General features: G+C 64.7%; 24 protein-coding genes. 4 read left to right on the forward strand and 20 right to left on the reverse strand.

Annotated elements, in window-relative coordinates; all coding sequences use genetic code 11:
* The first annotated feature begins 31 nt into the window (after positions 1–31).
* Positions 32–874: an amidohydrolase family protein gene (locus tag QTI05_RS19930; RefSeq protein ID WP_286621118.1), complete on the forward strand. Its 843-nt coding sequence runs from the start codon at positions 32–34 to the stop codon at positions 872–874.
* A 51-nt stretch (positions 875–925) separates the two neighbouring features.
* Here the strand turns inward: QTI05_RS19930 and QTI05_RS19935 are convergent, their stop codons facing one another.
* The 4 genes from QTI05_RS19935 to QTI05_RS19950 are packed head-to-tail and all read right to left on the reverse strand — an operon-like array spanning position 926 to position 4,980.
* Positions 926–1,663, reverse strand: coding sequence for an amino acid ABC transporter ATP-binding protein (locus QTI05_RS19935; RefSeq protein WP_286620494.1), 738 nt, complete (start codon positions 1,661–1,663; stop codon positions 926–928).
* 18 nt (positions 1,664–1,681) lie between these two features.
* Entirely contained in the window at positions 1,682–2,668 is a 987-nt protein-coding gene (locus QTI05_RS19940) for a Bug family tripartite tricarboxylate transporter substrate binding protein (protein ID WP_286544471.1), read from the reverse strand.
* Positions 2,669–2,696: 28 nt separating this feature from the next.
* Positions 2,697–3,878, reverse strand: a complete 1,182-nt coding sequence (locus QTI05_RS19945) for a M24 family metallopeptidase (protein ID WP_286620496.1) — start codon at positions 3,876–3,878, stop codon at positions 2,697–2,699.
* A 40-nt stretch (positions 3,879–3,918) separates the two neighbouring features.
* Positions 3,919–4,980 carry a threonine aldolase family protein gene (locus QTI05_RS19950; protein ID WP_286620498.1) on the reverse strand — a complete coding sequence of 354 codons (1,062 nt, stop codon included), beginning with the start codon at positions 4,978–4,980 and terminating at the stop codon, positions 3,919–3,921.
* A 195-nt stretch (positions 4,981–5,175) separates the two neighbouring features.
* On the opposite strand from QTI05_RS19950, the gene QTI05_RS19955 reads away from it, so the two are divergent.
* Complete coding sequence (locus tag QTI05_RS19955; RefSeq protein ID WP_286620500.1) at positions 5,176–5,439, forward strand: helix-turn-helix transcriptional regulator; 264 nt, start codon at positions 5,176–5,178, stop codon at positions 5,437–5,439.
* Here the strand turns inward: QTI05_RS19955 and QTI05_RS19960 are convergent.
* Both QTI05_RS19960 and QTI05_RS19965 read right to left on the reverse strand, forming a co-directional pair.
* Positions 5,357–6,577: a phospholipase D-like domain-containing protein gene (locus QTI05_RS19960; protein WP_286545430.1), complete on the reverse strand. Its 1,221-nt coding sequence runs from the start codon at positions 6,575–6,577 to the stop codon at positions 5,357–5,359. The genes QTI05_RS19955 and QTI05_RS19960 overlap by 83 nt on opposite strands.
* Positions 6,578–6,662: 85 nt before the next feature.
* Entirely contained in the window at positions 6,663–8,447 is a 1,785-nt protein-coding gene (locus tag QTI05_RS19965) for an alkaline phosphatase D family protein (protein WP_286620501.1), read from the reverse strand.
* Between the two features lie 244 nt (positions 8,448–8,691).
* Here QTI05_RS19965 and QTI05_RS19970 point away from each other — a divergent pair, with 244 nt between their 5' ends.
* Together QTI05_RS19970 and QTI05_RS19975 are read left to right on the forward strand one after the other, a co-directional pair.
* Positions 8,692–9,033 carry a hypothetical protein gene (locus QTI05_RS19970; protein WP_286657843.1) on the forward strand — a complete coding sequence of 114 codons (342 nt, stop codon included), beginning with the start codon at positions 8,692–8,694 and terminating at the stop codon, positions 9,031–9,033.
* A 143-nt stretch (positions 9,034–9,176) separates the two neighbouring features.
* Positions 9,177–9,899, forward strand: coding sequence for an SOS response-associated peptidase family protein (locus QTI05_RS19975; protein WP_286544487.1), 723 nt, complete (start codon positions 9,177–9,179; stop codon positions 9,897–9,899).
* Positions 9,900–9,916: 17 nt separating this feature from the next.
* Here QTI05_RS19975 and QTI05_RS19980 read toward each other — a convergent pair whose 3' ends face one another.
* The 14 genes from QTI05_RS19980 to QTI05_RS20045 form a co-directional block, all read right to left on the reverse strand.
* Positions 9,917–10,879 carry a Bug family tripartite tricarboxylate transporter substrate binding protein gene (locus tag QTI05_RS19980; protein ID WP_286620504.1) on the reverse strand — a complete coding sequence of 321 codons (963 nt, stop codon included), beginning with the start codon at positions 10,877–10,879 and terminating at the stop codon, positions 9,917–9,919.
* Between the two features lie 61 nt (positions 10,880–10,940).
* Positions 10,941–12,833: an alkyl/aryl-sulfatase gene (locus QTI05_RS19985; RefSeq protein ID WP_286620506.1), complete on the reverse strand. Its 1,893-nt coding sequence runs from the start codon at positions 12,831–12,833 to the stop codon at positions 10,941–10,943.
* Between the two features lie 22 nt (positions 12,834–12,855).
* Positions 12,856–14,565, reverse strand: a complete 1,710-nt coding sequence (locus QTI05_RS19990) for a flavin-containing monooxygenase (protein WP_286620508.1) — start codon at positions 14,563–14,565, stop codon at positions 12,856–12,858.
* Positions 14,566–14,640: 75 nt separating this feature from the next.
* Entirely contained in the window at positions 14,641–15,411 is a 771-nt protein-coding gene (locus tag QTI05_RS19995) for an SDR family NAD(P)-dependent oxidoreductase (protein WP_286620510.1), read from the reverse strand.
* A 3-nt stretch (positions 15,412–15,414) separates the two neighbouring features.
* The gene (locus tag QTI05_RS20000; RefSeq protein WP_286545431.1) at positions 15,415–16,320 is read right to left on the reverse strand and encodes a branched-chain amino acid ABC transporter permease; all 906 of its coding nucleotides are present in this window, start codon (positions 16,318–16,320) and stop codon (positions 15,415–15,417) included.
* A 56-nt stretch (positions 16,321–16,376) separates the two neighbouring features.
* A complete protein-coding gene (locus QTI05_RS20005) occupies positions 16,377–17,261 on the reverse strand; it encodes a branched-chain amino acid ABC transporter permease (protein WP_286544499.1) in 885 nt (294 codons plus the stop codon).
* A 37-nt stretch (positions 17,262–17,298) separates the two neighbouring features.
* Entirely contained in the window at positions 17,299–18,012 is a 714-nt protein-coding gene (locus tag QTI05_RS20010; RefSeq protein WP_286544501.1) for an ABC transporter ATP-binding protein, read from the reverse strand.
* Positions 18,005–18,775, reverse strand: coding sequence for an ABC transporter ATP-binding protein (locus QTI05_RS20015; RefSeq protein WP_286544504.1), 771 nt, complete (start codon positions 18,773–18,775; stop codon positions 18,005–18,007). Before QTI05_RS20015 ends, QTI05_RS20010 begins: the two co-directional genes overlap by 8 nt.
* Complete coding sequence (locus QTI05_RS20020) at positions 18,772–19,653, reverse strand: SMP-30/gluconolactonase/LRE family protein (protein ID WP_286620512.1); 882 nt, start codon at positions 19,651–19,653, stop codon at positions 18,772–18,774. Before QTI05_RS20020 ends, QTI05_RS20015 begins: the two co-directional genes overlap by 4 nt.
* A gap of 23 nt (positions 19,654–19,676) precedes the next feature.
* A complete protein-coding gene (locus QTI05_RS20025) occupies positions 19,677–20,909 on the reverse strand; it encodes an ABC transporter substrate-binding protein (protein ID WP_286620513.1) in 1,233 nt (410 codons plus the stop codon).
* A gap of 35 nt (positions 20,910–20,944) precedes the next feature.
* The gene (locus QTI05_RS20030; protein WP_286620515.1) at positions 20,945–23,266 is read right to left on the reverse strand and encodes an acyl-CoA dehydrogenase family protein; all 2,322 of its coding nucleotides are present in this window, start codon (positions 23,264–23,266) and stop codon (positions 20,945–20,947) included.
* 38 nt (positions 23,267–23,304) lie between these two features.
* The gene (locus QTI05_RS20035; protein WP_286620517.1) at positions 23,305–24,966 is read right to left on the reverse strand and encodes a 3-(methylthio)propionyl-CoA ligase; all 1,662 of its coding nucleotides are present in this window, start codon (positions 24,964–24,966) and stop codon (positions 23,305–23,307) included.
* 24 nt (positions 24,967–24,990) lie between these two features.
* Complete coding sequence (locus QTI05_RS20040) at positions 24,991–25,497, reverse strand: SDR family NAD(P)-dependent oxidoreductase (protein WP_286620518.1); 507 nt, start codon at positions 25,495–25,497, stop codon at positions 24,991–24,993.
* 4 nt (positions 25,498–25,501) lie between these two features.
* Positions 25,502–26,557, reverse strand: coding sequence for a tripartite tricarboxylate transporter substrate binding protein (locus tag QTI05_RS20045; RefSeq protein ID WP_286657844.1), 1,056 nt, complete (start codon positions 26,555–26,557; stop codon positions 25,502–25,504).
* Positions 26,558–26,563 lie beyond the last annotated feature (6 nt).

Raw genomic sequence — 26,563 nt, forward strand, 5'->3', positions numbered from 1 at the left:
GAAGCCGATCCACTCAACCTTGATGCAACTCATGGCGCCCCAGCTTTTTATACCTCCCAACGCCTGCGATTCCCATCTCCACATATTTGATCCTCGTTTCCGTGAAGTCCTTCCTGCTGACGACATGAGCGCGGTTCCTTGCACGGCATCGGCTTACGCGGAGGTCCAACGGGCATTGCAAATCGACCGCGCCGTCGTGGTAACGCCCAGAAATTACGATACGGACAACGCCGTCACGGTAGATGCCATTGCGCAAATGGGGCTCCACCGTGCGCGCGGTGTGGCGGTACTGCGCCCGGACGTCAGTGATTCGACGCTTGCTCTGCTCCACGAGCAGGGTATTCGCGGCATCCGTTTCACCCTTTATACGCCAGAGCATGCACCAACCTCATTTGACATGGTTGAACCGCTGGCCGCCCGGATAAAGGTGTTCGGTTGGCATCTGCAACTCCACTGGACCGCAGACCAGATCGTGGCGCATGAGGGCCTGCTTGAGCGGCTTCCAGTGTCAGTCGTCTTCGATCATTTGGGGAGGCTGCCTGTTTCCGTAGGCCTTGATCACCCTGCCGCTGCAATCATCGAAAGGTTGATGCGTGAGAACCGAGCCTGGGTGAAGCTTTCGGCTCCTTATCTGGATTCCGGCAAAGGCAGGCAGAGCACTTATGAAGACGTTGACGAAGTCGCCAGGCACTGGATTGCAGTAGCGCCCAATCAGGTTGTCTGGGGAAGCGATTGGCCCCATACGTCGTTGAGGAGTCCTCCGAGCACGGCTATTTTTTTGGAAAAGCTTTTTTCGTGGGTTGATGACCAGGCCTGTCTTGATCGAATCCTTGTATCGAACCCAGCACGCCTTTACTGGGACGCGGAAGCGTAGACCGCTCGACGGCCGGTCATGGAAGAACATACGGGACGCGAAACGCCAAGCCTAATGCGTAAGGATGCGGTCCAAGAAGTCCTTCGTACGGGGGTGCCGCGCCGACGAGGGGCTGAAAAACTCGTCCTTCGCACAGTCTGCGAGGATTCGCCCGCCTACATCCATGAATATCACGCGATCTGCGACCTTGCGAGCGAAGCCCATCTCGTGCGTGACAACCATCATCGTCATGCCTTCTTTGGCCAAGCGCACCATGACATCCAACACCTCACCCACCATCTCCGGATCAAGCGCCGACGTAGGCTCGTCGAACAGCATCACGACAGGGTCCATGCTCAGTGCCCGGGCGATCGCCACGCGCTGCTGCTGGCCGCCCGAAAGCTGTCCAGGATGCTTGTGCCTGTGCTGCATGAGCCCGACGCGTTCCAGCATACGCAGACCTCGTTGCTCAGCATCCACGGCGCTGCGCCCCAAAACCTTGACCTGCGCGATGACCAGGTTCTCAGTCACGGATAGGTGAGGAAAGAGTTCAAAGTGCTGGAACACCATGCCTACCTTGGCGCGCAGGGCGGGCAATTTCGTCTTCGGCGAGTGAACGTCGAGACCTTCTACCAAGATGGTGCCGCCTTGGATCGTCTCCAGTCCGTTGACGGTTTTGATCAACGTTGACTTGCCGGATCCGGAGGGTCCGCACACCACGACAACCTCCCCTTTTTGCACCGTGGTCGAGCAGTTCTGCAGCACTTGCACGGGGCCGTACCACTTGGAGACGTTCTTGATCTCGATCATGATGTCAGACCTAGCCGTTTACTTGGATATGCGCTCGATCTCTGGCATCTCGGCTGCGAACACGGGTTCGAACTGCTCGCCGGGCAGACCAAGCGACAGGTCGGCAAGATTGTTGGCCTTGATGTAGTCGGTGAAGACTTGTCCCGTGCGAGCCTTCAGGATCGCCTGCTGCAGTTCCTGGTATCCCTTGGGGTTCTTCTGCGCGAAGCCCGCGGAGACAACGTAGACGCCATAGCGACCCAGAAACTCAGGCGATGGCATTGAGACACCTAGCGTCTTCAGCTGGCTCTGCAAGGTCTCAGCCTCCGGCCAACGGGGGCTCTTCTTGTCCGAGCCGATGAAAAGTGCGGTGGTCCTGGAGCGCATACTTGAGCGCACGAAGTCGTCGCCGAGATTGGCCGTGACATCGCCGGCGAGCAGCGCGTTGATCGATTCAGAGCCGCCCTTGTAGTTGACGACGAGAACATCGATTTTGAGCTTGTCGACCAGCCACTTCGCCATCACCTCCTGGGCAGTCCCGCCTGCCACAGAGATGGAGAGCTTCCCGGGTTTGCTTCTTGCCTGCTCGACAAACTTGAGGAAGTTCGGGATCCCCGAATCGTTTTTGACCAGGAACACCCGAGGCTCGTGCAAGTCGGCCATGACGACCCGAAAATCGCTCGCCTTGAACCCGGCATTCCCGCGGGCTATAGCGAGATTGAGGTCAGGCTGGTTGATGGCGAGGATGGCGGACCCATCTGCTCCTTCGCGCAGCAGCGCCGTGGCTGCGATCTGGCCACCTGCTCCCGGCTGGTTGCGAACGAGGACGCTGCGGCCCAGGGCGCCCTGAAGCGGCGCGGAGAGCAGGCGCGCAAAGGTATCCGTGCTACCACCCGGCGGGTAGCCGACGATGATTTGCAGCGGCTTGTCGCTCTGGGCGAGGCCAATTCGAGGAATGGCTGCAGTCACGACTGCGGCACCCAATGCAAAGGTAAGGTGGCGACGGTTGGTCGAGAGATGAGTCATAGGTGTTTTCCGGTGTGACTGATCAGAATCAAGCAAGCAGACGCATGTCGTAGGGCGTCGTGTTCAGTTGTTCGAAGCCGTCCGATGTGACGACGACCACGTCTTCAAGGTGCGCGCCGCCAACTTCCGGCTGGTCAGGCAGGACGATACGGGGCTCCAGGCACATGACCATGTTCTCCTCGACCACGAAGTCCACACGACGATCGACGAGCGGCTCGCCGTGCAGTCCGTAGCCAAGCTGGTGCCCCGTATTGCCGGTGTACACGTAGTCGCCCCAGCCGCTGTCGGCGATGACTTCCCGGGCGCGTGCATCGATGGCCTTGCCGGTGACGCCGGGGCGGATCATCTTCTTCGCCTCTTGCAGAGCAAGGTAAGTCGCCTGGTAGATCTCACGCTGCGTGTCGGTGGGCTTTCCGCCGCAAATCACTGTCCGGCCGAGGTCGGCGGTGTAGCCCTTCACGACCGCCCCGAGGTCGAGAATGACCATCTCACCGTCCTGGATGACCTTTTCCGTGGCGATGCGTTCGAACATCGAAGCATTCGGGCCGGAAGCAATCAAAGGAATGAACGGCTCGAACTCCGAACCTGCGCGCCGCATTGCAGTGACGGCAGCGGCGGAAACCGATTGTTCGGTCACACCCGGCCGGATGGCTTCGATCGCGGCCAAGGCGCCGAGATCCGCGACGCGCAACGAGGCGCGGATGAGATCCACTTCGATCGGGTGCTTGACGGCCGTGAGTTGCAACCACATGGGCGTGACGTCCCCGATCTCGAGATCTGGACAGGCTTTGGTGAGATTCCTGTACACCATGTGCGGCATGATGTCCGTCGCGATCCGGCCGCGGCTGACGCCATAGTCGGACAGCATTTTCTCGATGACTTCGTGCCACTTCGACACGTGGGGCAAGCGGCGGGCGTCCTGGATGTCGGACTTGAACTTGATCCGCAAATCGTCGCTGCCAGAGATGTAGCCCACCACCGGTGGCTTGCCCTTCACCACCAAGGCGACGTATTCGGGTTCGAGGAAGGGGCGGAAACCTTTGACATAAAAGTCCGTGGCCCATCGCACCGCCTCGGCCTTGCAGAAAAGGAATGCATCGAAGCCGGATTGCTCCAGCGCCTTTTGAAGCTTTTCTTGCTTGATGGCGTGAAGGGCATCACCGGCGTAGAAGCTAGGCGACTGTTTTGTAAACTTGATTTCCTTGTTCATGACATTGGCTACCGGTGAGTGGTGATGGAAGGTGTGGAACTCAGATGGTCGGAGCGGGAGCGGTGGCTTCAACCACTGACCTGAACTCGGCGATGGCCTGCTCCACGGAGGCTTTGTCGATATGGCGGTGCGTCACGCATCGCATCAGATGGGGTCCCCAGGGCCGAACCAGCACGCTCCGCTCGCGAAGATGCGCCTCCCATTGCTTGGCTGTCATGCCGGTTGCCGCCACGTTGACTTGCACGATGTTGGTTTGGGGCCGCTTTACCTGGAGTTTCGGGATGGCGCTCAGGCCGTCTGCCAGCAATTGCGCAGTGGCGTGGTCTTCAGCGAGGCGCGCGACCTGTGACCTCAAGGCTTCGAGGCCGGCCGCCGCGCAAATTCCGACTTGACGCTGCGCCCCACCGACGAGCTTTCGCAGCCACCGGGCCCGTTGGATGACGGATTCGGGCCCCACCAGCACCGCGCCCATCGGGGCGCTCAGGCCTTTCGATAGGCAGACCGAGACGGTGTCAGCCTGCTTGCAGATGCTGGCTGTGGACTCACCGAGGGCCAACGCGGCATTGAAAAGGCGCGCACCGTCCAGATGCACCCGCACGCCGGAGGCTCGGGACACCTCGAACACCTTGCGCATGTGGTCCAACGAAGCTACGGCACCGCCTTCATTGTTGTGCGAGGTTTCGATGCAGACCAGACGCGCTTGAAGATTGCCTTTCGTCGATGCCAATGCGGATGTCAGCGCCTGCAGGTCCAGCGCGCCTTCGGGGTCCGGGATTGGTTGATAGAACGCGCCAGTGAACGTGGCCGCTCCGCGCTCCGCGGTGTAGATGTGTGAGCCAGCGCCGGCCAACACGACTTCTTGCCGATCCACTTGCGCAAGGATGGCCAATAGATTGGCCATGGTCGCGCTCGGCGCATACAGCCCTGCAGGTTTGTCAAGCAGCTTGGTCGTGTACTGCTCCAGCTCCCTGGCCGTGGGATCGCCATCCAAGCCGTCATCGCCGAGTGACGCAACACGCATCCGCGCATACATGGACTCGGTTGGCAAGGTGACGGTGTCGCTTCGGAGATCGACTACGGTCGAGGAATTGAAACTGCTCATGAACTTTCAGTCGTCGGTCGTTCGGGCCGCCTCGAGTATTGGCGCGGGGTAGCGTCAATTTAGACCGGCAAGCCTGTGATGGGAATTGATATATTAATATTTCTAATGTGAGAAAAACTCATAAAGCTCGATAGACGCCAGACCAGAGGCTCTCCGTCTGAAAAGCCTGCTGCGCCGGCGTTCTACCGGCTCGTGATGTGGTTCGGCTCTGCGCTCTTAGCCGAACGACAGGTATATCGCCGCACCGCCCAAGGCACATTCCCACCGCAGGTTCGAATAGGACCAAGAGCTTTCGCATGGTTCTCAGACGACCTGCAGACGTGGATCAATGGCCCGGCGAAGGCCACGAGAGCGAGCCGTCTGCTGCTCCGCGCACTCAGAGTTGCATGGCTAGCAGCGAGGCCAGCCGCTCCATGGCTTTTTCGCGCAGGGGGCGGTTCTGCCAGTCCTCCAGAGTGACGCGTTTGGACTGCGCTAGGTCGACTTCGAACTGCGCCGTCTGCGCCGCGGCGAAATCCGCGTCGTAGATGTTCAGGTTCGCCTCGTCGTTCAGCCTGAAAGACCGGTTGTCGAAATTCGTGGAGCCCACTGAGACCAGCAGTCCGTCGACCGTGAACACCTTGCAATGGAACATCGTCGGTTGGTATTCGCTCATCTGGGCCCCGGCTGCGAGCAGCGGCCCCCAGCTGGCGCGTGAGGCCGCCCGCACCGTCTTCGAGTCCATGATCGGGCCCGGTGTGATGATGCGAACACGTACCCCGCGGCGCATCGCGCCGACGAGCGTGTCGACGGTCAGGTCGTCGGGCACGAAGTAGGCACTCGACAAGTCGATGCTCCTGGTGGCCGCGGCGATGGACAGCAGGTACATCAGGCGCATGCTCTCGCTGCCGCCTGAAGGCGAGCTGCTGAACACCTGGGCGCGTCCTTGGCCCGCTTCAGCCAGGGCCGGAAAGTAGCGCTCCCCGTGCAGCACGTCGCCCGATGCCTTGACCCAGTTGTCCATGAAAACGGCCTGCATCTGCGCCACAGCAGGTCCCTCGACCCGGAAGTGCGAATCGCGCCAGTGCTGCGGATCCTCCGCGTGGCCGGTCCATTCGGGCGCGATGCCGACGCCGCCGGTGAAGCCGATGCGGCCGTCGACCACGAGCAGCTTGCGATGGGTGCGGTTGTTCAGGCGTGTGATGTCGTACCAACTCGGCTTGTGGAACTTGCGGATCTCGACGCCGGCCGATTCCATCTCCGTGAGAAACGCCTGCTCGATCTTCGAGCTGCCCACCCAATCGAGCAGGACATGCACCTTGACGCCGGCGCCGGCGCGCTCGGACAGCGCATCGGCGAACGACTTGCCGATCTCGCCCGACCAATAGATATAGGTTTCGAAGGTGATGCTCTGTTTTGCACTGCGGATGGCCGCCAGCATGGGCGGAAAAATCTGGTCGCCATTGTGCAGAGCCTCGAATCGATTGCCCGGCAGGATCGGCGGGCCCAGCAGCACCCCGAGGGCGCGCTGATACTGGGCATCGTGCAGCGCGTACTCGCGCTGGATCTGCTCGTCGAGCTTCTTTTCGCCGCTGGTGAAGTTGAGCGCCACGAGCATGGCCGCGACGGTCAACAGGAAGGTCCAGAAGGCGGTCTTGAGTTGTTGTTTGGTCACTGAGCTTGATAGGGTCGTGCGGTGGCGCTCACACAGGCACGACGTCGAGATTGGCCGCACCCGGCAAGGCATGCAGGCTCCTCGCGACGCGCGCGGTGTAGGAGCGGCTGAACACGGTGCTGACCTCCGTCCAGTCGGCGCGCGCCTCGGCCGGCGTGAGCGTCAACACCAGGTAACCACGCTTGCTGGTTTCCGCATAGCGCAGGTCCGTCACCATCTTGGGAAATGCCTCCGTCAGGGCCGGCCCGGAGATCAGTGGCAGCAGGATTTCGAGCCCGGGAGAGCTGATCGAGGCGCACGCGAACTCGACTCCGACGCGCTGGCCGGTGGCATCCGTCAGGTTGCTGGCCCATGCGTTGTGCGTATCGCCAGCCAGTGAGACGAGGTTCTTGCCCATCGACCGGGCGCTGGCTAGAACGGTCTCGCGCGCGGCGGGATAACCATCCCATGCATCGAGGTTGTAGGGCACGCGGCGCTGGGCCAGCAGCGCACGCTGGCTGTCGCTGCGCAATTGCTCCGGAGTGGATTGCGCCAGCAGGAATTCGCCAATGGTCTCCGCAGTGAACGCGCTCGCGACGCTCAGCGGTATCTCCATGCGCGCCATCAGGACCTGCTGCCCAAGCACCTGCCAAGTGGCACCGGAGGCGGCCATCCGCGCCGACAGCCAATCCGATTGCTCGGCGCCCAGGAGCTGGCGCGACGCGCTGGTGGCTGCGCCGTCGAGGTATTCACCCAGCGTGACCTGCTGGTCGCGCCCGACCAGCCGGGTGTCCAGCATGTGCAGCGAGGCAAGCGTGCCAAAGTCGAAGGATCGGTAGATCTTCAGCGGATTGGCGGCATCGGGCATCCGGATGGGAAGCCATTCCCGATACGCCTGGATGGCGGCGGCACGTCGGGCGGCGAAAGTGCCTTCCGTGGCCGGATCGTGGTTCGCAGCGCCACCCGACCATGCGTTGTTAGCCACGTCATGGTCATCCCACACCGCGATCACCGGCATCTTCGCGTGCAACGCGACCAGGTCCGGGTCGGTGCGGTACTGCGCATGGCGCCGCCGGTAATCGTCGAGCGTCAACAGCTCCTTCGGCGGCTGCGATTCGCGGTCGATCGCAATGGCGAACTGCGACGCAAAGCCCAGCGGCCCATACTCGTAGATGTAATCGCCCAGGTGCAGCACCAGATCGACATCCGTTCGCTTGGCCAGTTCCGCGCACACGTTGAAATAGCCGGCCGGGAAGTTCGAACAGGAAACGACCCCCAGCCGCAGCAGCGACACATTGCCCACGGGCAACGTCTTCGTGCGGCCAGTCGGCGACGGCTCCGCTCCGACATAGAAGCGGTAGTAGTACGCGCTGGCGGGCTGCAGGCCGGTGGCGTCCACCTTGACGGTGTAGTCCTGGTCCGGGCCCGTACTGGCGGTGCCGCTCGCCACGATCGCGCCGAAGTTCGCATCGCTTGCGACTTCCCAGCGCAGGTTCAGCGTGCCGGGACTCGCCATGGTGACCCTGGTCCACAGGATGACGCGGTCGGACAGCGGATCACCGCTTGCCACCCCGTGCACAAACGGGCTCGTCGTTCCGCCGGGCGTCCCCCCTCCTCCTCCCCCTCCGCCGCCACCGCCGCTGCCACCGCCGCCGAAACCACCGCCCCCGCCGCCGCCTCCACAGCCGGACACGCTGACGCCCGTGCCCACGAACATCGCATAGAGGATCGCACCGCGTATGAAGGAGCGGCGGGAGGACTCGAGTTCGATGGGGGATCGTCGTTCTGAATCCGCGTCGGGTTCGGGCAGGTGTGCGTTGTTGGCTTCGTGCATGTCTCGCTCCTTACCCAACATGGAAGCCGCACTGCGCGCGCTTCTTCGTGTCGAAGGGTGGCGGAATTGCAAGCCGAGCGAAGCGGCCGCCCCGTAGGCCGGCGTCAGGGAGCGAAGTCGGCGAATTACCCTACTGCGTCCGGCGAGCGTCAACCTGGGGGTTGGCGGCCGCGAAGGCCACGAATCGGCATGCACCTCCAGCCACGCCTAACATCGACACCTATCAACCTTGCCGAACCTCGCCATGAGTTCGCCCAAATCCCCCACCCCACACGAGTTCGCGGTGCTGCGCGTGCTTCGTGCCGATGCTGAACGCCTGCCGCGCACGGCAGCAAGGATGGCGGCGACCTATCTGCCCACCATCCAGTTGCCCACCACCTGGCGGTCAGTGCTGACGCGAGCGCTCGACGAGCGCGCCGGCGCGACGTCGTGCCCACCGCTTGACGAGTTGCAGGCAGCGTACGGCAGATCAGGCGCGTGGCTGCCTGCCGCATATCACGGCGATGCCACGGACGCGCGTTTCTGGCTTGTGGGCCTGGAAGAGCGTGCGGTCGAGTACCTGCCCCGATCGCCACTCATCCCCTGATCGCGGACGGCTCCGCTCAAAAAGGCGCTCCCGGTTCGCTGCACTCGTGCGGCCATTCGTCACGATCCGCGCCAAAATCTGGCCCGCCCTGCGGTGGCGCGACCCGCTCCAAGGCAGGCGAAGCACAAAATGCCGCTCAGTCAATGTGCGGGCGTGGCCGCGCAAGAGTTGAGGGAGCTTCCATGACAGTTTTTTATGCCCCGGCGCGCGACGCGCGGCATTTTCAACAGCGTTTCCAGGTCTCCGGGGATGGGCATGCTGCCCTCGTCCGGCCCGGCGACCAGGGCTTGTTTGTCCGCCGACCGCGAGCTGATCGCGCCAGTCCGGCGGGCACAGCGCGGTATGAAGCGGCGAGTGGACGTTGGGGCCTCATTCCGCTGTTCGCCAAGGAACGGGAATACCCCGACACGTTCGAGGCGCGAGGCGAGAGCGCCGCTGGTGAGCGCGATTTCTATCAGCCCTGGAAGCGCGGTCATCGCTGCGTTGTTCTCGCCGATGCGCTGTTCCGTCGAGGCGAGCAGGATCATCGCTTCGTACAGGTCACCCGGGCAGACGGCCAGCCGCTCGCGCTTGCCGCGCTGTGGAACGGATGGCGTTCCCCGCAAGGCGAATGCATCGAGAGTTTCGCGCTGCTCACGCTGCCGTCCGAAGAACAGCGAAACGAACGCCGGGTCGTGTTCCTGCGTGACGGGTGGATCGACGACTGGCTTCATTGCCCCGTCGAGGAAGCAGCTGCCTGTCTGCGCCCTTTTGATCTGGAGAAACTGGTACGCACCCCGCTCAACGAAGTTCCGAGGCAGGTCTCGCCTGACAGTGCCGCCGGCCCTTCCAGCTGCGCCATTGCCTGCGGCGCCTCCGGATCCTGAAACGAGAGATCCCTCGCCTATTGCTTGTCGGACTTGGGCAGGTTGAGGCTTTTCACGACCGGGTTCCAGCGCTCGATTTCTGCGCTCAGGAGCGTGTCCATTTCCTGGGGCGACCCTCCCCTTGGCTCCATGCCGATGGCACGAGCGCGCTCGATGAAGGCATGGTCCGCCAGGACTTCGTTGATGGCGCGGTTCAGCTTGTCGACCACCTCCTTGGGTGAACCGCCCGTTGCCGATAGGTAGTAGCGCAGCGGCGCCTCGAAGTTGTAGCCCTGCTCCTTGAACGTGGGCGCATCCGGCGCCTGCGGCAGGCGCTCGCCGCCCATGACGCCAAGGACCCGGAACTTGCCGCTCTTGATGTGTGGCAAGGAACTCGTGATCGACGTCCCGTAGATATCAATCGAATCGCTGAGCATCGCCTGGATCGCCTGCGCATCGCCATTGAACGGAATGTGATTGGTGCTGATGCCAAGCGACCTCTCGAACGTGATCGGGGCGAGATTGCTCAGGATCGCGGCACCCGGAGATCCGCGATTGATCTTCCCGGGGTTGGCCTTGGCGTACTCCACCATCTCTTTGAGGTTGCGATACGGCAGCTCCGAGCGGCCGACCATGATGGTCGGCTGGTACGCAATCTGCGACACCGACGTGAAATCCTTTTTGGGGTCGTACGGCAGCTTGTCGAAAAGGAGGACGTTGGTTCCAAGCATGCCCAGGAATGAAACGACAAGCGTCTGACCGTCAGGCTTTGCCTTGGCCACGTAGTCGGCGGCCACGACCGCGCTCCCGCCGGGCCTGTTCTCGACAATTACGCGCGTTCCGCGGTTGGTCATCTCCTGCGCGAGCATGCGCACATAGACGTCGGTTCCGCCGCCCGCGGCGAACGGCACGACGATCTTCGTGATCGGCTGCGCGACGGCCGAACCGAAAGCCATCGATGCAGCGATGAGGGTGCCGAACAAAAACTTGGAATAGATCATGTCATCTCCTTGTGTTGTGACGTGGTGACAGGCGATGGCCGACGCGAAGCAAGGCTGTCATCTAGGGCTCGACGACGTTGAACATTGGATCGAACTCGTCGAGCGCCTCCAGGAATTGCCGGAAGAGCGCCGCATCACCGGTGATTCGCAGATCGCCGGCGTCGAGCCCCGCCAGCAAGGCGGATCGCCCTGCCGAAAGCGTGGAGAGCACGCTGCGCTCCATGTCGATCACCGCGTCTGCACGTTCGCCATGGGTTCCCGGCAGATGGTTGAGAGCGCCGTTCGAGATGACGAGGCGATGGCAGTCGCTGCCCTTTGCATCCGAGAGGCGCCAATCGAAGCGGGCTTCGATTTCCTGCGCCTTGGGGCCGTTGACTCGGATGCCGAGATATTCGAGGAAACTGCCAAAAGGCAATATCGAAACCACATCGGGACTGATCCCCACGCCGCGCGGCACAGAAGCCTGCGAAGTGCTGCGCAGCTCGCGTGCCGCCAGCAGGTAAGCGTTGCGCCAGGTGGCTGATTCCGCCTGGTAGCCCAACTGTTCCATTGCATCGGCAGCGAGTTCGCGTGCAGCGCGATGGCCCGGAGCCGCGAACACCACGTGGTTCAGAGCCTCCACAACCCACCGGAAGTTGCCAGCCTCATAGTCCGCCAGGGCGCGTTGAACGACGGCGTCGGGCCCGCCCATGTACTCGACGTACTTTGTCCCCGCCTGCACAGGCGGCAGGGGATTCAGGTGCGCCGGGTTGCCGTCGTAGGGGCCGAGGTAATGCGCGTACACGGCGTTCACGTTGTGCGCCACGGCGCCGTAGTATCCGCGCGCAAACCACTGGCGGGAAAGTTTGCTCGGCATCATCAACTCCGCCGCAATTTCTTTCGGCGTGCGGCCATGGCTCATCAGGCGAAGCGTCTGGTCGTGCAGATAGCGGTACATGTCGCGCTGGCCTGCCACGTAGTCGTGGATCCGGTCCTGCCCCCACACCGGCCAGTGATGCTGGACGATCAGCGCATCGACCTGTGGTACGAAGCGATCCAGCGCCTGGTTCAGGTAGTGCGCCCATGCCAGTGCGTCGCGCGTCTTGGCCCCACGCAAAGGGCACAGGTTGTGCATGGTGTGACAGGCGTTCTCGGCCAGGTTGAGCACGCGCAGGCCGGGATACAGCATGTTCATGTCTGCCGGAGCCTCGGTCCCCGGCGTGAGGTGGAAAACGATCTCGACTCCGTCGACCGTGCGGCGCTCCACTGGCTGGGTGATGAGCGTCGTAGGTGCGATGAAACCGTCGCCACCACGACCCACCGCCTTGCCCAGACCGCTGTCGACGTGGGCCATCGCACCGGGCTCGAGCGACCAGCCAAACTGGAACAACGCGCGTCGACGCATCGGCACGCCCGCGAGGATCGATTCGGAGAACGACTCCTCGGTGAAGCCGAAGGGTGCGATCACCTCGACCCCGTTCTTGACGTCCTCGGGCCCGATCACGCCGCGCACGCCGCCGTAGTGATCCCGGTGACTGTGCGTGTAAATCACGGCGACCACCGGGCGATCGCCGCGGTGCTTGCGATACAACGCCAGTGCCGCGCGCGCATGTTCCGTGAACTGGAGCGGATCGACCACGATCACGCCGGTTTCTCCCTCCACGAAGGTGACGTTTGCGAGCGAGAACCCTCGTACTTGATAGACCCGATCGCTCACCCGGAAGAGACCGTGGATCGCGTTGAGCTGCGCCATGCGCCACAGGCTCGGATTCACGGTATCGGGGCTCGTCCCGGCCAGAAAGCCGTATGGCTTCATGCTCCAGGATGTGCCGCCGGTGTCGGCTTCGATGTGGGCATCCGGCACGGTGTCGATGAAGCCGCGCCGGGCGTCATCGAAGTCACGCCGATCGCCGAAATCGAGTTCGTCGAGGACACCAGCGTTTGAAGCAACGGTGATGGGATGCGCAGCCTTCATGGGATGGTTTTCCTTACTGGCGCTAGACGCCCGCCACCGGATCCGCCGCCGCGAACCGCGGTTCGCGCTCCGCCTCGGCTTTCGAAGGCCCGAAGCTGAAGCTTGCATACCCGTCCTGCACGGCTGCCGTCGTGTACTGGCGGTAGGCATGGAAGCCGCCGGTGAAGAGCGTGAGCCCCTGCGGCTTGTCCTTCACATTCGCGCCCACCCACCAGGTCTTGGCCTTGTTGATCAGCGAGCGCTTGGCCAGGTTGCGCACGACGCCCATCCAGTCCTCTTCTGCCTTCACGGTCGGCTCGATGGTGGTGAGCCCGTTCTTTTGCATGTGGGTGATGGCCCCGGCGATCCAGTCCACATCGTGCTCGCTGATGCGAATGATGTTGGCGAGCGCCGCCGGTCCGTTGGGGCCGGTGGTCATGAAGAGGTTCGGAAAGCCTTCCATCATCAGCCCCAGGTACGAACGCGCGCCGTCCTTCCACTTGTCGTTGACCTTGCGGCCGTTGCGCCCGACCACGTCGAAGGCCATCAAGGCGCCGGTCAGTCCGTCATAGCCGGTGGCAAGGATCAGCATGTCGAGTTCGACCTCGCCCGATTCGGTGCGCACGCCCTTCTCGGTGATCTCGACGATCGGGTCGGTGAGGCAATCCACCAGGTGCACGTTCGGGAAGTTGTAGGTTTCGTAGTAGCTGGAATCCAGGCAGGGCCGGCGCGCGAAGATCGGATAGCCCTTGGGCTTGAGCTTCTCGGCGGTCACCGGATCCTTCACGATTTCGGGGATTCGGTTGCGCACGAATTCAGCCACCTGCTCGTTCGCTTCTTCGTTGAGCATCAGATCCGAGAAGGTGCCAAGCATGGCCAGACCACCTTGCTTCCACGCGTCTTCGAGCAGGGCCTGGCGCTGGGCGCGGGTCACGCTGAAGAAAGCCCGGGTCGATTGCGGTCGCGTGCCTCCAACGGCGCTGTTGCGTGCAGCCTCGCGGATGCCCGCGTAGTTCCGCTTGACCTCCGACATGTACTCCGCGTCGAGTTCGACATTCCGCATCGGCATGGTGAAGCTTGGCGTGCGCTGAAAGACGAAGAGCTGGCCGGCCTGCGGCCCGACCTCCTGCACGATCTGGATGCCGGTCGAGCCGGTTCCGATGACGCCCACCCGCTGGCCCTTGTAGCTGACAGGTTCGTGCGGCCACTTGGCGGCATGGAGCAGACGTCCCTTGAAGCGCTTGACGCCAGGGATGTCCGGCTCCTTCGGGATCGACAGCGGACCGGTGGCCATCACGCAATACGGGGCCTCCCAGGTCTCGCCGCGGTCCGTCCTGAGTACCCACAGGGCGCGCGCCTCGTCCCAACGGGCCTGGTTGACACGCGTGTTGAACTGGAAGTGCGGGCGCAGGCTGAGCTTCCTGGCGACGAAGTCGATGTAGCGCAGCAGTTCGGGCTGGGCGGCGAACTGCTCGGACCACGTCCATTCCTGTTCGATCTCCGGAGAGAAGGAATAGCTGTAGTCGATGCTGGGCAAGTCGACCCGTGCGCCCGGGTAGCGGTTCCAGTACCAGACACCACCCACGTCGCCACCAGCCTCGAAGGCCTGCAGGCTGAGGCCCATCTCGCGAAAGCGGTAGACGGCGTACATGCCCCCGAAACCGCCGCCGACCACCAGGACGTCGACGCGTCGGGTGCCGGGTCCGGTCGAGGCCAGAGGGGTGTTGGCGTTCTTTGATGTGTCGGCGTTCATACGCATCTCCATGTAGTTTCTGATCAACAAATGAGTTCTGCACCAGCGCAGCTTTGGTTCAGGCACGAGGTCGCGTCATGCAGCCAGCACCCCGCCATCCACCGGCAAGGTAACGCCGGTGATGTAGCTGGCCATCCGCGAAGCCAGGAACAGCGCCGGCTCGGCGACTTCTTCGGGCTGGCCCACGCGGCCCAGGGGCGTGCGACGCAGGAAACCCTGCAGCCGCACGGGATCGGCGCGGGTGGCATCGGTCATGGCCGTTTCGATGACGCCGGGTGCGATCGCGTTGACGCGGATGCCGTCCGGCGCGAGGTCGACGGCCATCGATTGCGTCAGCATCTTCACCGCGCCCTTGGAGCCCGAGTAACCGATGCAGCCGGCCTGCGCGATGAAGGCCGCGCCCGAGGCGATGTTGATGACGCAGCCACGCGTCTGGCGCAGCGCCGGCAGGAAGGCATGCAGCACGTTGAAGCCGCCCAGCACGTTGACATCGAACACGTGGCGGATCTTGCGATGCGCATCGGGCGTGTCGATGCCTTCGCGCAGGAGAACGCCGGCGTTGTTGACCAGCACGTCCAACACGCCGATCTCGCGGCCGATCCGTTCGGCCAGCGCGGCGCAGGCCGGCACATCGGTGATGTCCAGCGCGAAGGCCCAGGCGCTGCCACCCGACTCGGTGATCTCGCGCACGGCCGCCTCGCAATCCTCGATGCGCAGATCGGTCAGCACGACGCGAGCACCGGCGCGTGCATACCGCAGCGCAATGGCGCGCCCGATGCCGCCGCCGGCCCCGGTCACGAGAGCGAGCCGGCCTTGCAACGAGATGGCGTCGGAATGTTCAGGCATGGACTACTTTCGGGCCAGGAAGGCATTGATCTCGCCGACGATGCCGCGGCGAAACAGCATGACCACCACCACGAAGACGGCGCCCTGCACGATCAGCACCGCCTCCGCGAATGCGGACAGCTGATTGGCCATGGTCACGACCACGATCGCGCCCACCACCGGGCCGAGCATGGTCTGCAGGCCCCCGACGATGCCCATCAGCAAGGCTTCGCCCGAAGTGACCCAGCTCACGTCGGTGAGCGTGGCGATCTGGAACACGATGCTCTTCATGCCGCCGGCCAGTCCGGCCAGCGCGGCCGAGAGCGTGAAGGCCAGCAGCTTGTAGCGATTGACCCGGTAGCCGAGCGAGATGGCGCGCGGCTCGTTGTCGCGGATTGCGGTCAGCACCTGGCCGAAAGGCGAATGCACCACGCGCCAGATCAGCCAGAAGGCGGCCACCACCGTCACCATGACCACGTAGTAGAGGGTGAGGTTGTCCTGCAGGCTCAGGAGGCCGAGGAGCTTTCCCCGCGGTACGTTCTGAATGCCATCCTCGCCGCCCGTGAAAGGCGAACGCAGCGCGATGAAGTAGACCAGCTGCGCGCAGGCCAGCGTGATCATTGAAAAGGCGATGCCCGCACGACGGATCGCCAGCACACCGGTGGTGGCGCCGATCGCCGCCGCCACGGCCGCGCCGAAGAGCACGCCCAGCGCGGGGTCGAAGCCCCACACCTTGACCGCATGCGCCGTTGCGTAGCCGGCCGAGCCGAAGAACATCGCATGCCCGAAAGACAGCAGCCCGACGTAGCCGATCATCAGGTTCAGCGAGGCCGCGAGCAGCGCGAAGCACATCAGCTTCATCAGGAAGATCGGGTAAGCCACGAAGGGCGCCAGCAGCAGCACGAGCGCGCCGGCGACCAGAATGGCCATCTGGTAGCGCTTGAGGAACGGGGGGGTTGCGGTCACGTTGTCTCCTTCGACCGGTTTCAACGCAAGCTGCCGAAGAGTCCCTGCGGACGCACCGCAAGCACGATCAGCATCACGACGAACACCACCATGCCGGCGCCGTCCGGATATACCAGCTTGGTGATGCCCTCGATCACGCCCAGCCCGAAGCCAGCCACGATCGCGCCCACGATCGAACCCATGCCTCCGATCACGACCACCGCGAACACCACGATGATCAACTGGGACCCCATGAGCGGATTCACCTGGTAGATCGGCGCGGCCATCACGCCGCTGAAGCCCGCCAGTGCCACGCCCAGGCCGTAGGTCAGCATCAGCATGCGCGGCACCCTCACGCCGAATGTCCGCACCAGATTCGGGTTCTCGGTGGCGGCGCGCAGGTAGGAGCCGAGCTTGGTGCGCTCGATGACGAACCAGGTCAGGATGCACATGCCCATGGACGCGGCGATGACCCACAGCCGATACCAAGGGAAGAACGCCATCGGCGTTTCCAGCCCGCCTGCGATCGGATTCGGATACGGCTGGCCGGTGGCGCCGAACTTGTAGCGAAACACGCCTTCGAGGATCAGCGCGAAGCCGAAGGTCAGGAGCAGTGCGTAGACGTGGTCGATGTGATAGAGCCGGCGCAGCAGGGTGCGCTCCAGCGCGATGCCACTCAGGCCGACCACCAGCGGCGCCAGCACCAGGGCCCACCAGTAGTTCAGGCCCATGTACTCCAGGAGGCCCCAGGCCACGAAGGCGCCGAGCATGTACTGCGCGCCGTGCGCGAAGTTCACCACGCGCAACAGCCCGAAGATGATCGCCAGGCCCAGGCTCATCAACGAATAGAGCGAGCCGTTGATCATGCCCACCAGCACCTGGCCCGCGACGGCGGCGAGTGGGAATCCAAACAAGGTGTCCGGCATAGGTTGTCTCTTTGGGTTCTTCTTTGGTCGTGCCGCGTCAGACGCCGAGCAGCGCCTCGATCCGCGTACGGTCGGTGGCCAGTGCCTGCCGGTCGAAATGCTCGGCGACCCGACCCTCCTCGATCACGTAGAAGCGGTCGCCGACGCCCGAGGCGAAGCGGAAGTTCTGCTCCACCATCAGGATGGTGAAGCCGCGCTGGCGCAGGATGCCGATGGCCTCGCCGATCTTCTCGATGATCACCGGTGCCAGGCCTTCGGTGGGTTCGTCCAGCAGCAGCAGCTTGGCGCCGGTGCGCAGGATGCGGGCGATCGCCAGCATCTGCTGCTCGCCGCCCGAGAGCCGGGTGCCGGGGCTCTTGCGACGCAGCTTCAGGTTCGGAAAGAGCGTGTAGATCTCGTCGATCGTCATGCCGCCGGGCATCAGCACCGGTGGCAGCAGCAGGTTCTCCTCCACGTCCAGGCTCGCGAAGATGCCGCGCTCCTCGGGGCAATAGGCCACGCCCAGGCGCGCGATGTCCTCGGGAGCCATGCCTTCGGTCGGTCTGCCGTTGATGGCCATGTAGCCATGGCGCTTGATCAGGAGGCCCATCACCGCACGCAGCGTGGTGGTCTTGCCGGCACCGTTGCGCCCGAGCAGGCAGACTGCTTCGCCCGGCTGCACCACGAAATCGATGCCGTGCAGCGCCTGCGTCTCGCCGTAGAAGCCGGTGAGGCCGCGCACCTCCAGGCAGGGCACGTCTTGCTCAGGCATGGGCGCCTCCCACATAGGCTTCGCGCACGCGCGCGTCGTTCGAGACTTCGTCGTAGCTGCCTTCGGCCAGCACCTCGCCGGCCTGCAGCACGGTGATGCGGTCGCACAGTTCGGCCACCACCTTCATGTTGTGTTCCACCATCAGTACCGTGCGATCCCGGGCGACCTGCGCGATCAGGCGCGTCACCGGCCCGATGTCCTCGTGGCCCAGGCCGGCGATCGGCTCGTCGAGCAGGATGAGTTCGGGCTCCAGCGCCAGCGTGGTCGCCAGTTCGAGCGCGCGCTTGCGCCCGTACGACAGGTCGGCGGCGGCATGATCTGCGTAGGGCTCGAGGTTGACCGCGGCCAGCAGTTCGCGCGCGCGCCCGGTGTGGCGCTCCAGCACCCGGATGCTGCGCCAGAAGGCAAAGGTGCCGCCAGCCTTGCGCTGCAGCGCCACGCGCACGTTGTCCAGCACGCTCATCTGGCCGAACACCGCCGAGATCTGGAAGGAACGCACCATGCCGCCGATCGCGACGCTGGCCGGGTCGCTCTTCGTGATGTCCTGCTCGTTGTAGTAGATGCGCCCGGCACTGGCCGGAATGAAAGTGGTCAGCAGGTTGAAGCAGGTGGTCTTGCCGGCGCCGTTCGGGCCGATCAAGGCATGGATGCTGTGGCGCCGGATGTTCAGCGACACGTTCTTCACGGCATGGAAGCCGAGGAACTGCTTGCTGAGCCCTTCGGTGCGCAGGATGTAGTCGCTGGTGCGCGCTTGTGTGGTCACAGGAGACTCCCGTCGTCGAAGAGCACCTCGGGCAGCCCGCGCACGCCCAACCCGTGGAAGGCGAACAGCGCGCCCGCATCCGGATGGTCGCTGCGCAGCAGGTTGCCTGTGTTGCGGATGCTGGTCAGGTACAGCACGTCCAGGTTCGGCCCGCCGAAGCAGGGGCAGGTCGGGAACGGTGTCGGCACGTCGAGCAGCGTGAGCAGCTTGCCGTCGGGCTGGAAGCGGCCGAGCTTGCCGCACTGCACCAGCGCGATCCACAGGCAGCCTTCGGCATCCACGGTCGCACCATCGGGCGCGGAGCCGTAGGGCTGTGTGCAAAAGAGCGTGCGGCGCGGCCCGATCGCACCGGTCGCCGGGTCGTAGTCGACCACGCTGACGTTGCCGCTCAGGCTGTCTGCGTGATAGAGCTGGCTCCCGTCCGGGCTGAAGCAGGTGGTGTTGGCCAGCGCGATGCCGTCGAAAAGCGGCGTCGCGCTGCCGTCGGCTTCCAACCGGTAGTAGCCGCCATCGGGATCGTGCCGGCCCATGACCATCGAGCCGGCGACGAAGCGGCCCTGGCGGTCGGTGCGGCCGTCGTTCATGCGCATGGCCGGACCCTTGTGCCGCACCTCGGCCAGCCGCCGTATCGCGCCTGTCGACAGGTCCATCAGGTGAAAGCCGTCCTCCAGCGCCAGCACCAGCCGGCCGCTGCGCGTCAGCGCGATCGAGCCCACGTCGCTCGGCGTGCGCCATTCGCTGTACCGGCCTTCCGACATGCGTCGCACCAGCTTCGCCTTGGAATCGACCCAGTACAGCGACTGGTCGCGCACGTCCCACACCGGACATTCGCCCAGCCGGTCGCGCGTGTCGCCGATGATTTCGTGTCGTACGCTCATGTCGCGCCCTGTCCCGGTCGTGCCTACTTCTTGACGAAATCGCAGCCGCCCTCGGACAGCGGACGGAAGATCTGCTCGCCGGGAATCGCGGCGCCGACCGTGTAGAAGTCGTTCTTGCCCTTGGATTGCGCGGGGGTCTTCACTTCGACCGGATAGACCGGGCGCATCACCTGGCCGTCCTCGCGGATCTTCACGTCCTTGGACATGAAGTCGTTCACCGGCGTGGCCTTCATCTTCGCCACCACCGCCGGCCCGGCATCTGTGCCGGCTGCCTGCACGCTCTTGAGGTAGTGCGTCACTGCGCTGTAGACGCCTGCCATGATGTAGGTCGGCACCACACCGTTGTTGCGGTCCATGAAGCGCTTGCTCCAGGCGCGCGAGGCTTCATCACGATCCCAGTAGAAGGGCACCGTGATGCTCAGGCCTTGCGCGGTTTCCAGCCCCATCGCGCCGACGCTGTTGATCGTCATGCCGAACACGCTCACGCTCTGGCCGCCTTTGGTGATGCGGAACTCGGCCGCCTGCTTGAGCGAGTTGGACAGATCCAGCCCCGCGTTCAGGATCACGATCGCCTTGGCGCCGCTCGACTGCGCCTGCAGCAGGTACGACGAGAAGTCGGTGGTGCCCAGCGGATGCTTGACCGAACCCACCACCTTGCCGCCTGCCTGCTCGATGAAGCGCGTGGCCTCGGTCTGCAGCGCTGCGCCGAAGGCGTAGTCCACCGTCACGAAGAAAAAGGTCTTGATGCCCTTGTCGACCAGCGTCTTCACGCCGGCCTTGGGAAGCGAATAGGTGTCGACCAGGAACTGGAAGGCCATCGGCGAGCAGGCCTTGCCGGTGAGGTCGGAGGTGACGGTGCCGGCAATCAGGTAGGGCTTCTGCTTTTCCTTCATCAGGGTCTGCACGCCCAGCGCAATCGACGAGGCCGAACCGCCGACGATCGCATCCACCTTGTCCGTCTCCAGCCACTTGCGCGCGCCATTCAAGCCGACGTCGGGCTTGTTCTGATCGTCCAGCGTCAGCAGTTCGACCGGCTTGCCGTTGACCTTGCCGCCGAAGTCTTCGATGGCCATCCTGGCAGCGAGCACGGAGCCGGGTCCGCCGTTGCCCGAGTAGGGGCCGCTCAGGTCAGCCATCAGGCCGATGCGCACCATGTCGTCCGAGATCTGGGCCTGGGCCAGGCCGGCGACCGTGGCCAGGCTGGCCGTGGCGAGCACGGCACGCAAGGCCGCGAGGGAGTGCCGAAAGTTCTTCATAGCTGTGTCTCCTGTGCTGTTGTTGACGGGGGGTATCAGGCGCGGCCCGAAGGCAGCGCCAGGATCTGCTTGGCGAGAATGTTGCGCTGGATCTCGTTCGATCCGCCGAAGATGGCGGGCATGCGCGAGTCGAGGTATTGGTTCATCACGTCGGCCGCAATTCCGCCGATCACCACGTCGTCGATCTGGCCGCCGTGGTCGCCCGCGAGCTGCACGAGTTCGTCCGTGATCCGCTGGTAGGTCTCGGTGCCCCAGACCTTGAGATAGGACACTTCCTGCCCGAGCTCTTCGCCGCCGCGCAGCCGACCCATGAAGAGTTCGAAAGCAGACTTGAGATCGCGCACATCGAGCACGAGCTGTGCGTAGCGGTCGCGAAAGTCGCCCATCGCGAGTGCATTGGTGCCCTCGGCGAGCCGATCGAGCTGGGCCAGCGCGTATTCGCATTGGCGAGGCGTGCCGAAGAAGATGCGCTCTTCGCGAAGGAAGGAATTGGCCACGCTCCAACCCTCGTCGATGCGACCCACGACATTCGAGACCGGCACGCGGACGTTGTCGAAGAAGACTTCGCTGAACTCGCCCTCGCCCTTGAGGTTGACGATGGGACGGACCTTCACGCCCGGCGTCTTGAGGTCGATCAGCAGGAACGTGATGCCGCGCTGCTTGGCGCCCTCGACCTTGCTGGTGCGCACCAGCGCGAACATCCAGTCTGCGCCCGGTCCCAGCGTGGTCCAGGTCTTCTGTCCATTGACGATGAGGAAGTCGCCCTCGCGATCGGCTCGCGTGCGCAGGCTGGCCAGGTCGGAGCCCGCATTGGGCTCGGAATAGCCCTGGCACCACATGATCTCGCCATTCAGCACGCGCGGCAGGTGGTAGTCGATCTGCTCCGGCGTGCCGTGCATGAGCAGGAGCTTGCCGATGGCCAGGCCGTGATCGGGGATGCGCGCGCAGCCGTGGCGTGCAATCTCCTCTGCATAGATCACCTGCTTGATCGCAGACAGGCCCATGCCGCCGGCTGTCTTGGGCCAGGAAGGTGCGAGCCAGCCCTTCTTCGACAGCGCCTGGTACCAGTCGGAGATGTCGGCGTAGAAGGCGCGCTTTTTCATGAAGCGCTTTTCGGGCGGATAGTTGGCGGCGATCCAGGTCGCCAGCACGCGACGAAACTCCTCGTCCGGCAGCTCGGCCACGTCCACGTCGTCGGCCACCACCCGGGGCGAATTGTCGGACTGACGCACGCGGCCGCCCTTCATCAGTTCGTCCAGGAACCGGGCGCGCTGCCAAAGCGGATTGCCGAGCCAGGCTGACAGCGCCAGCGCACGCTTCATGCACAGGCCGATGTCCGTTTCGTCGGCGATGCCCATGCCGCCGTGCAGATGGATGGCACTCTTGGCGACCAGCAGCGCCGTGCTGCCGGCGCGTGCGCGCGCCGCGCGCACCGACTGGATGCGCGTGGACTCGTCGGCCGGCCGCGTCCAGTCCAGCAGTGCGTTCTCGGCCGAGGCGCGCGCCAGCTGGCAATGCATCCACATGTCGACCATCCGGTGCTGCAGCGCCTGGAACGAGGCGATGGGCTTGCCGAATTGCACGCGCTGCGAGGTGTAGGCCACGGTGGCCTCCAGCGCGCGCTCGGCCACGCCCACGAGTTCGAAGGCGCTGGCCAGGCGGGCCAGCTCGATGGCCTGCGCAACAGCGTCGCGCACGGCCGGCCCGCGCGCCAACCGGGCACCGGCCGGGAGCGCGACGCCCTCGACGTCCACTTCGCCGAAGTTCAGTCCATCGACGGTGCGGGTCGTGTGAATCGCGGCAGGCTGCGTGATCCAGAACAATGCCGGATCGCCCTCCTCCAGCGCATAGACGAGAAAGCCGTCGGCGGCGTCGGCCAGCGGCACGAAGCGCTTGACCGCCCCTTCCAGTTGCCAGCCCTCCCCCTTGCGAACGGCCCGCATCCGGACGTCATCGATGGACAGCCTGCCGGCCTCTTCCTGCCAGGCCAGCGCGCCCAGCGTCCGGCCGGCGAGCACCTGCTCGAGCAGCGCACGGGCAGGCGCCGACTCCGTGGCGATCGGAACGAGCGCCTGTACCACCATCAGGCCGCAGGCCACATAGGGTTCCGGCGCCAGGCCGCGCCCCAATTCGCTGGCGATCAGCATTGCCTCGGTGGCACCCAGGCCGTGCCCGCCGAGCGATTCGGGCACCAGCACGCCGCTCCAGCCCGCTTCGGCCATGTCGTTCCAGATGCTTCGGTCGACCGGGATGGCCTGCTCGCGCAGGCGGCGCACGCGTGCGGGGGCCGGATGTCCTTCAAGGAATGCCTGCACGCTGTCGCGCAGCATCGTCTGGGTTTCGTCAAGATGGGTCATGGGTTGGCAACTTTGGGTGCTGGGCGGGAGATCGCGCCTCATTCGGCGGGGCCGCTCGGGGTCATGTCCGTCGGCAGCCGATAGGACCGGAACTGCTCCCGCAGCTTGAGCTTCTGGAGCTTGCCGGTGGCGGTGTGCGGGAGCGCGTCCACGAAGACCACGTCGTCGGGCATCCACCACTTGGCGACCTTGCCCTCCATGTAGGCCAGGATGTCCTCGCGGGTGGGCCGCGTGTCGGGCTTGGGCACGATCAGGAGCAGCGGCCGCTCTTGCCAACGTTCGTGCGCCACGCCGATCACGGCGGCTTCGTGCACGTCGGGGTGGGCGACGGCAGCGTTCTCGAGGTCGATCGACGAGATCCATTCGCCGCCGGATTTGATGACGTCCTTGGAACGATCGGTGATCTGCACGAAGCCGTCACCGTCGAGCGTGGCCACGTCGCCGGTCGGGAACCAGCCCTGGCCATCGGTCGCGTCGGTGTCCGCGCGGTAGTAGCCCGAAGCGACCCAGGGCCCGCGCGCCTTCAGGTCGCCGAAGGCCTTGCCGTCGTGCGGCAGCGGCTGGCCGTCCTCGCCGAAGATCTCGATCTCCACGCCGTAGATCGCGCGACCCTGCTTGGCCTGAACGTCGTAGCGCTGGGGCAGCGCCAGGTCGCGGTGTTTGTCCAGCAGCGTGCCGATGGTCGCGAGCGGACTGGTCTCGGACATGCCCCAGGCATGGATCACGTAAGCGCCGAAGAGCTCGTCGAACTTCTGGATCATGGCGCGCGGCGCCGCCGAGCCGCCAACGATCAGCCGTTTGAGCGCGATCTCCGACAGGTCGAGCGAGGCGCGGTTGCGCTCGATGTAGTCGAACAGCCCCAGCCACACCGTGGGCACGCCCAGCGAGAAATTGCAGCGCTCCTCGCGCAGCAGGCGATAGATGTTCTCGCCCGACAGATGCGGGCCGGGCAGCACCAGCTTGGCGCCGCACATCGCGCCCGCATAGGGCACGCCCCAGGCATTGACGTGAAAGAGCGGCACCACCAGCAGCACGCTGTCGCGCGCCGAAATGGCCAGGCCGTCGGCCGCACAGGCGGTGAAGGAATGCAGCACGGTGGAGCGGTGGCTGTACAGCACGCCCTTCGGGTTGCCGGTGGTGCCCGAGGTGTAGCAGAGCGACGAAGCCGTGTTCTCGTCGAACACCGGCCAGTCGAAATCGGGCGAAGCGTCGGCCAGCAATTCTTCGTAGCAGAGCAGATTGGGCAGGTTCACTTCCGGCATTTGCGAACGCTCGCAAAGCGCGACGAAGCCCTTCACCTGGCCCAGCTGCGGCACCAGCTCGGCCAGCGTCGCGGCGAAGCTGATGTCGAAGAAGACATAGCCGTCCTCGGCGTGGTTGACGATGTAGGCGATCTGCTCCGGAAAAAGCCGTGGGTTGACCGTGTGCAGGATGGCCTGCATGCCGGACACGCCGAAGTACAGCTCCAGGTGTCGGTGCGTGTTCCAGGCCAGCGTGGCGACCCGGTCGCCCGCGCTGACACCCAGGCGCGTCAGGGCATTGGCCAGCCGCTTGGCCCGCTGTTGCACCTCGCGCCAGTTGCTGCGGTGCATGCTGCCGTCCACCATGTGGCTGACGATCTCGCGGTCGCCGTGGTACGCGGCGGCATGGTCGATGAGTCCGGACAGCAGCAGGGAATGCTGTTGCATGAGGCCGTTCATGGGATGTCCTTTGTCCGATCCAGGTCAGTGGTAGCTGCGACCGCCATCGACCGCCAGCACGATGCCGGTGACGAAAGAGGATTCAGCGCTGCTCAGGTAGAGCGCAGCCAGTGCGATCTCGAGGGGCTCGCCAATGCGGCCGAGCGCATAGCGCGGGCCGACCTGCTCGCGCATCGCGAGCGATCGGGTGAGCGAGATCACGCCGGCCTTCGAGGCTGCGTAGGCGCCCGTGTTGGCAATGCCGGCCGCGTTGACGAGGCCATCGAGGCCGCCGAAGGCACTGGCGGCTGCGGCTACCGCGCGTTCCACTGCGTCGGGATCGGTCACGTCGGCTTCGAGGCAAAGCACCTTGCCCGGAAGGTCCTCGGGCCGGTGCCGGTCCAGCGCCGCAACGCGGGCGCCGGCGCGCAGGAACAGCTCGGCCACCGAGCGGCCGACTCCAGACGCCGCACCGGTGACGATGATGCGCCGGCCGACGAGGCGATCCTCGACCTTCAGCTCAGCGGGCGCCAGGGGTGCGTGTGCTTGCATCGTCTCAATCCGCCTTGATGTTCTTTTCTCTGATCAACGGGCCCCACCGTTCTGCCTCGGACTTCAGGTAGGCGGCGAATTCGGGCTGGGTCAGGGGCAGCGGCTCGACGCCGGCGCGGTCGATGGCCTCGCGCATGTCCGGCATGTCCAGCACGGCGCGGATGTCTGCGTAGAGCCGGTTCTGAATCGGCTTCGGCGTGGCCTCGGGCACCAGCACGCCGAACCAGCTCGCGGTCGTGAAGGTGGCCAGTTCGGGCACGCCCGATTGCGCGATCGGCTTGAGATCGGGTGCCAGCGCCGACGGCTTCAGCGAGCTGATGCCGAGCGCCTTGAGCTTGCCGGCCTTGACGAAGGACAGCGCCGCCTTCGAGTCGAACATGCCCTGCACCTGGCCGCCGACGAGGTCGTTCAGGCCGGGCCCGTTGCCGCGGTAGGGCACATGCACGATGCTGACGCCGATCCGCGAGGCGAACAGTTCGGCACCGATGTGCGGGCTCGAGCCGTTGCCCGACGAAGCGAAGCTGAACGGCTTGCCCGAAGTCCTCATGTATCTCACCAGCGACGGCACGTCGTCGGCCGGCACCGAGGGATGCACGAACAGGATCGCGGGCGCGACGGCGATCATCGCGAGCGGCTCCAATGCGCTCTGCCTGTAGGGCAGGTTGGGCACCATGAACTGGTTGGCCGTGAAGCCGAAGCTGGTTACCAGAAGGGTCCGGCCGTCCGGCGTTGCACGGGCCGCAGTCGCCGTGCCGATGACCGTGCCGCCGCCCGCGCGGTTGTCCACCACCACCGGCTGGCCCCAGCGCTCCGCCAGGCGCTGACCCAGGGCACGGGCCAGGTTGTCGGTGAGACCACCGGCCGCGTACGGCACGATCAAGGTCGTCGGCCCGCCGGGAAATGGGGTGCCCGGGACGTTGGGCGTGGTCTGTGCCGTGGCCGACAGCGCGGCCGAAGCGGCCAGCGCAGCGACAGCAACAGCCCGCCGCGCCGTCGCGGCAATGCGCGGCACATGACCGGCCGGCCGGTCAGTGAGCAGGCTCAAGAATGTGGAGCGCACGGTCTT

The organism is Variovorax fucosicus, assembly GCF_030316825.1.
Lineage (GTDB): Bacteria > Pseudomonadota > Gammaproteobacteria > Burkholderiales > Burkholderiaceae_C > Variovorax > Variovorax fucosicus.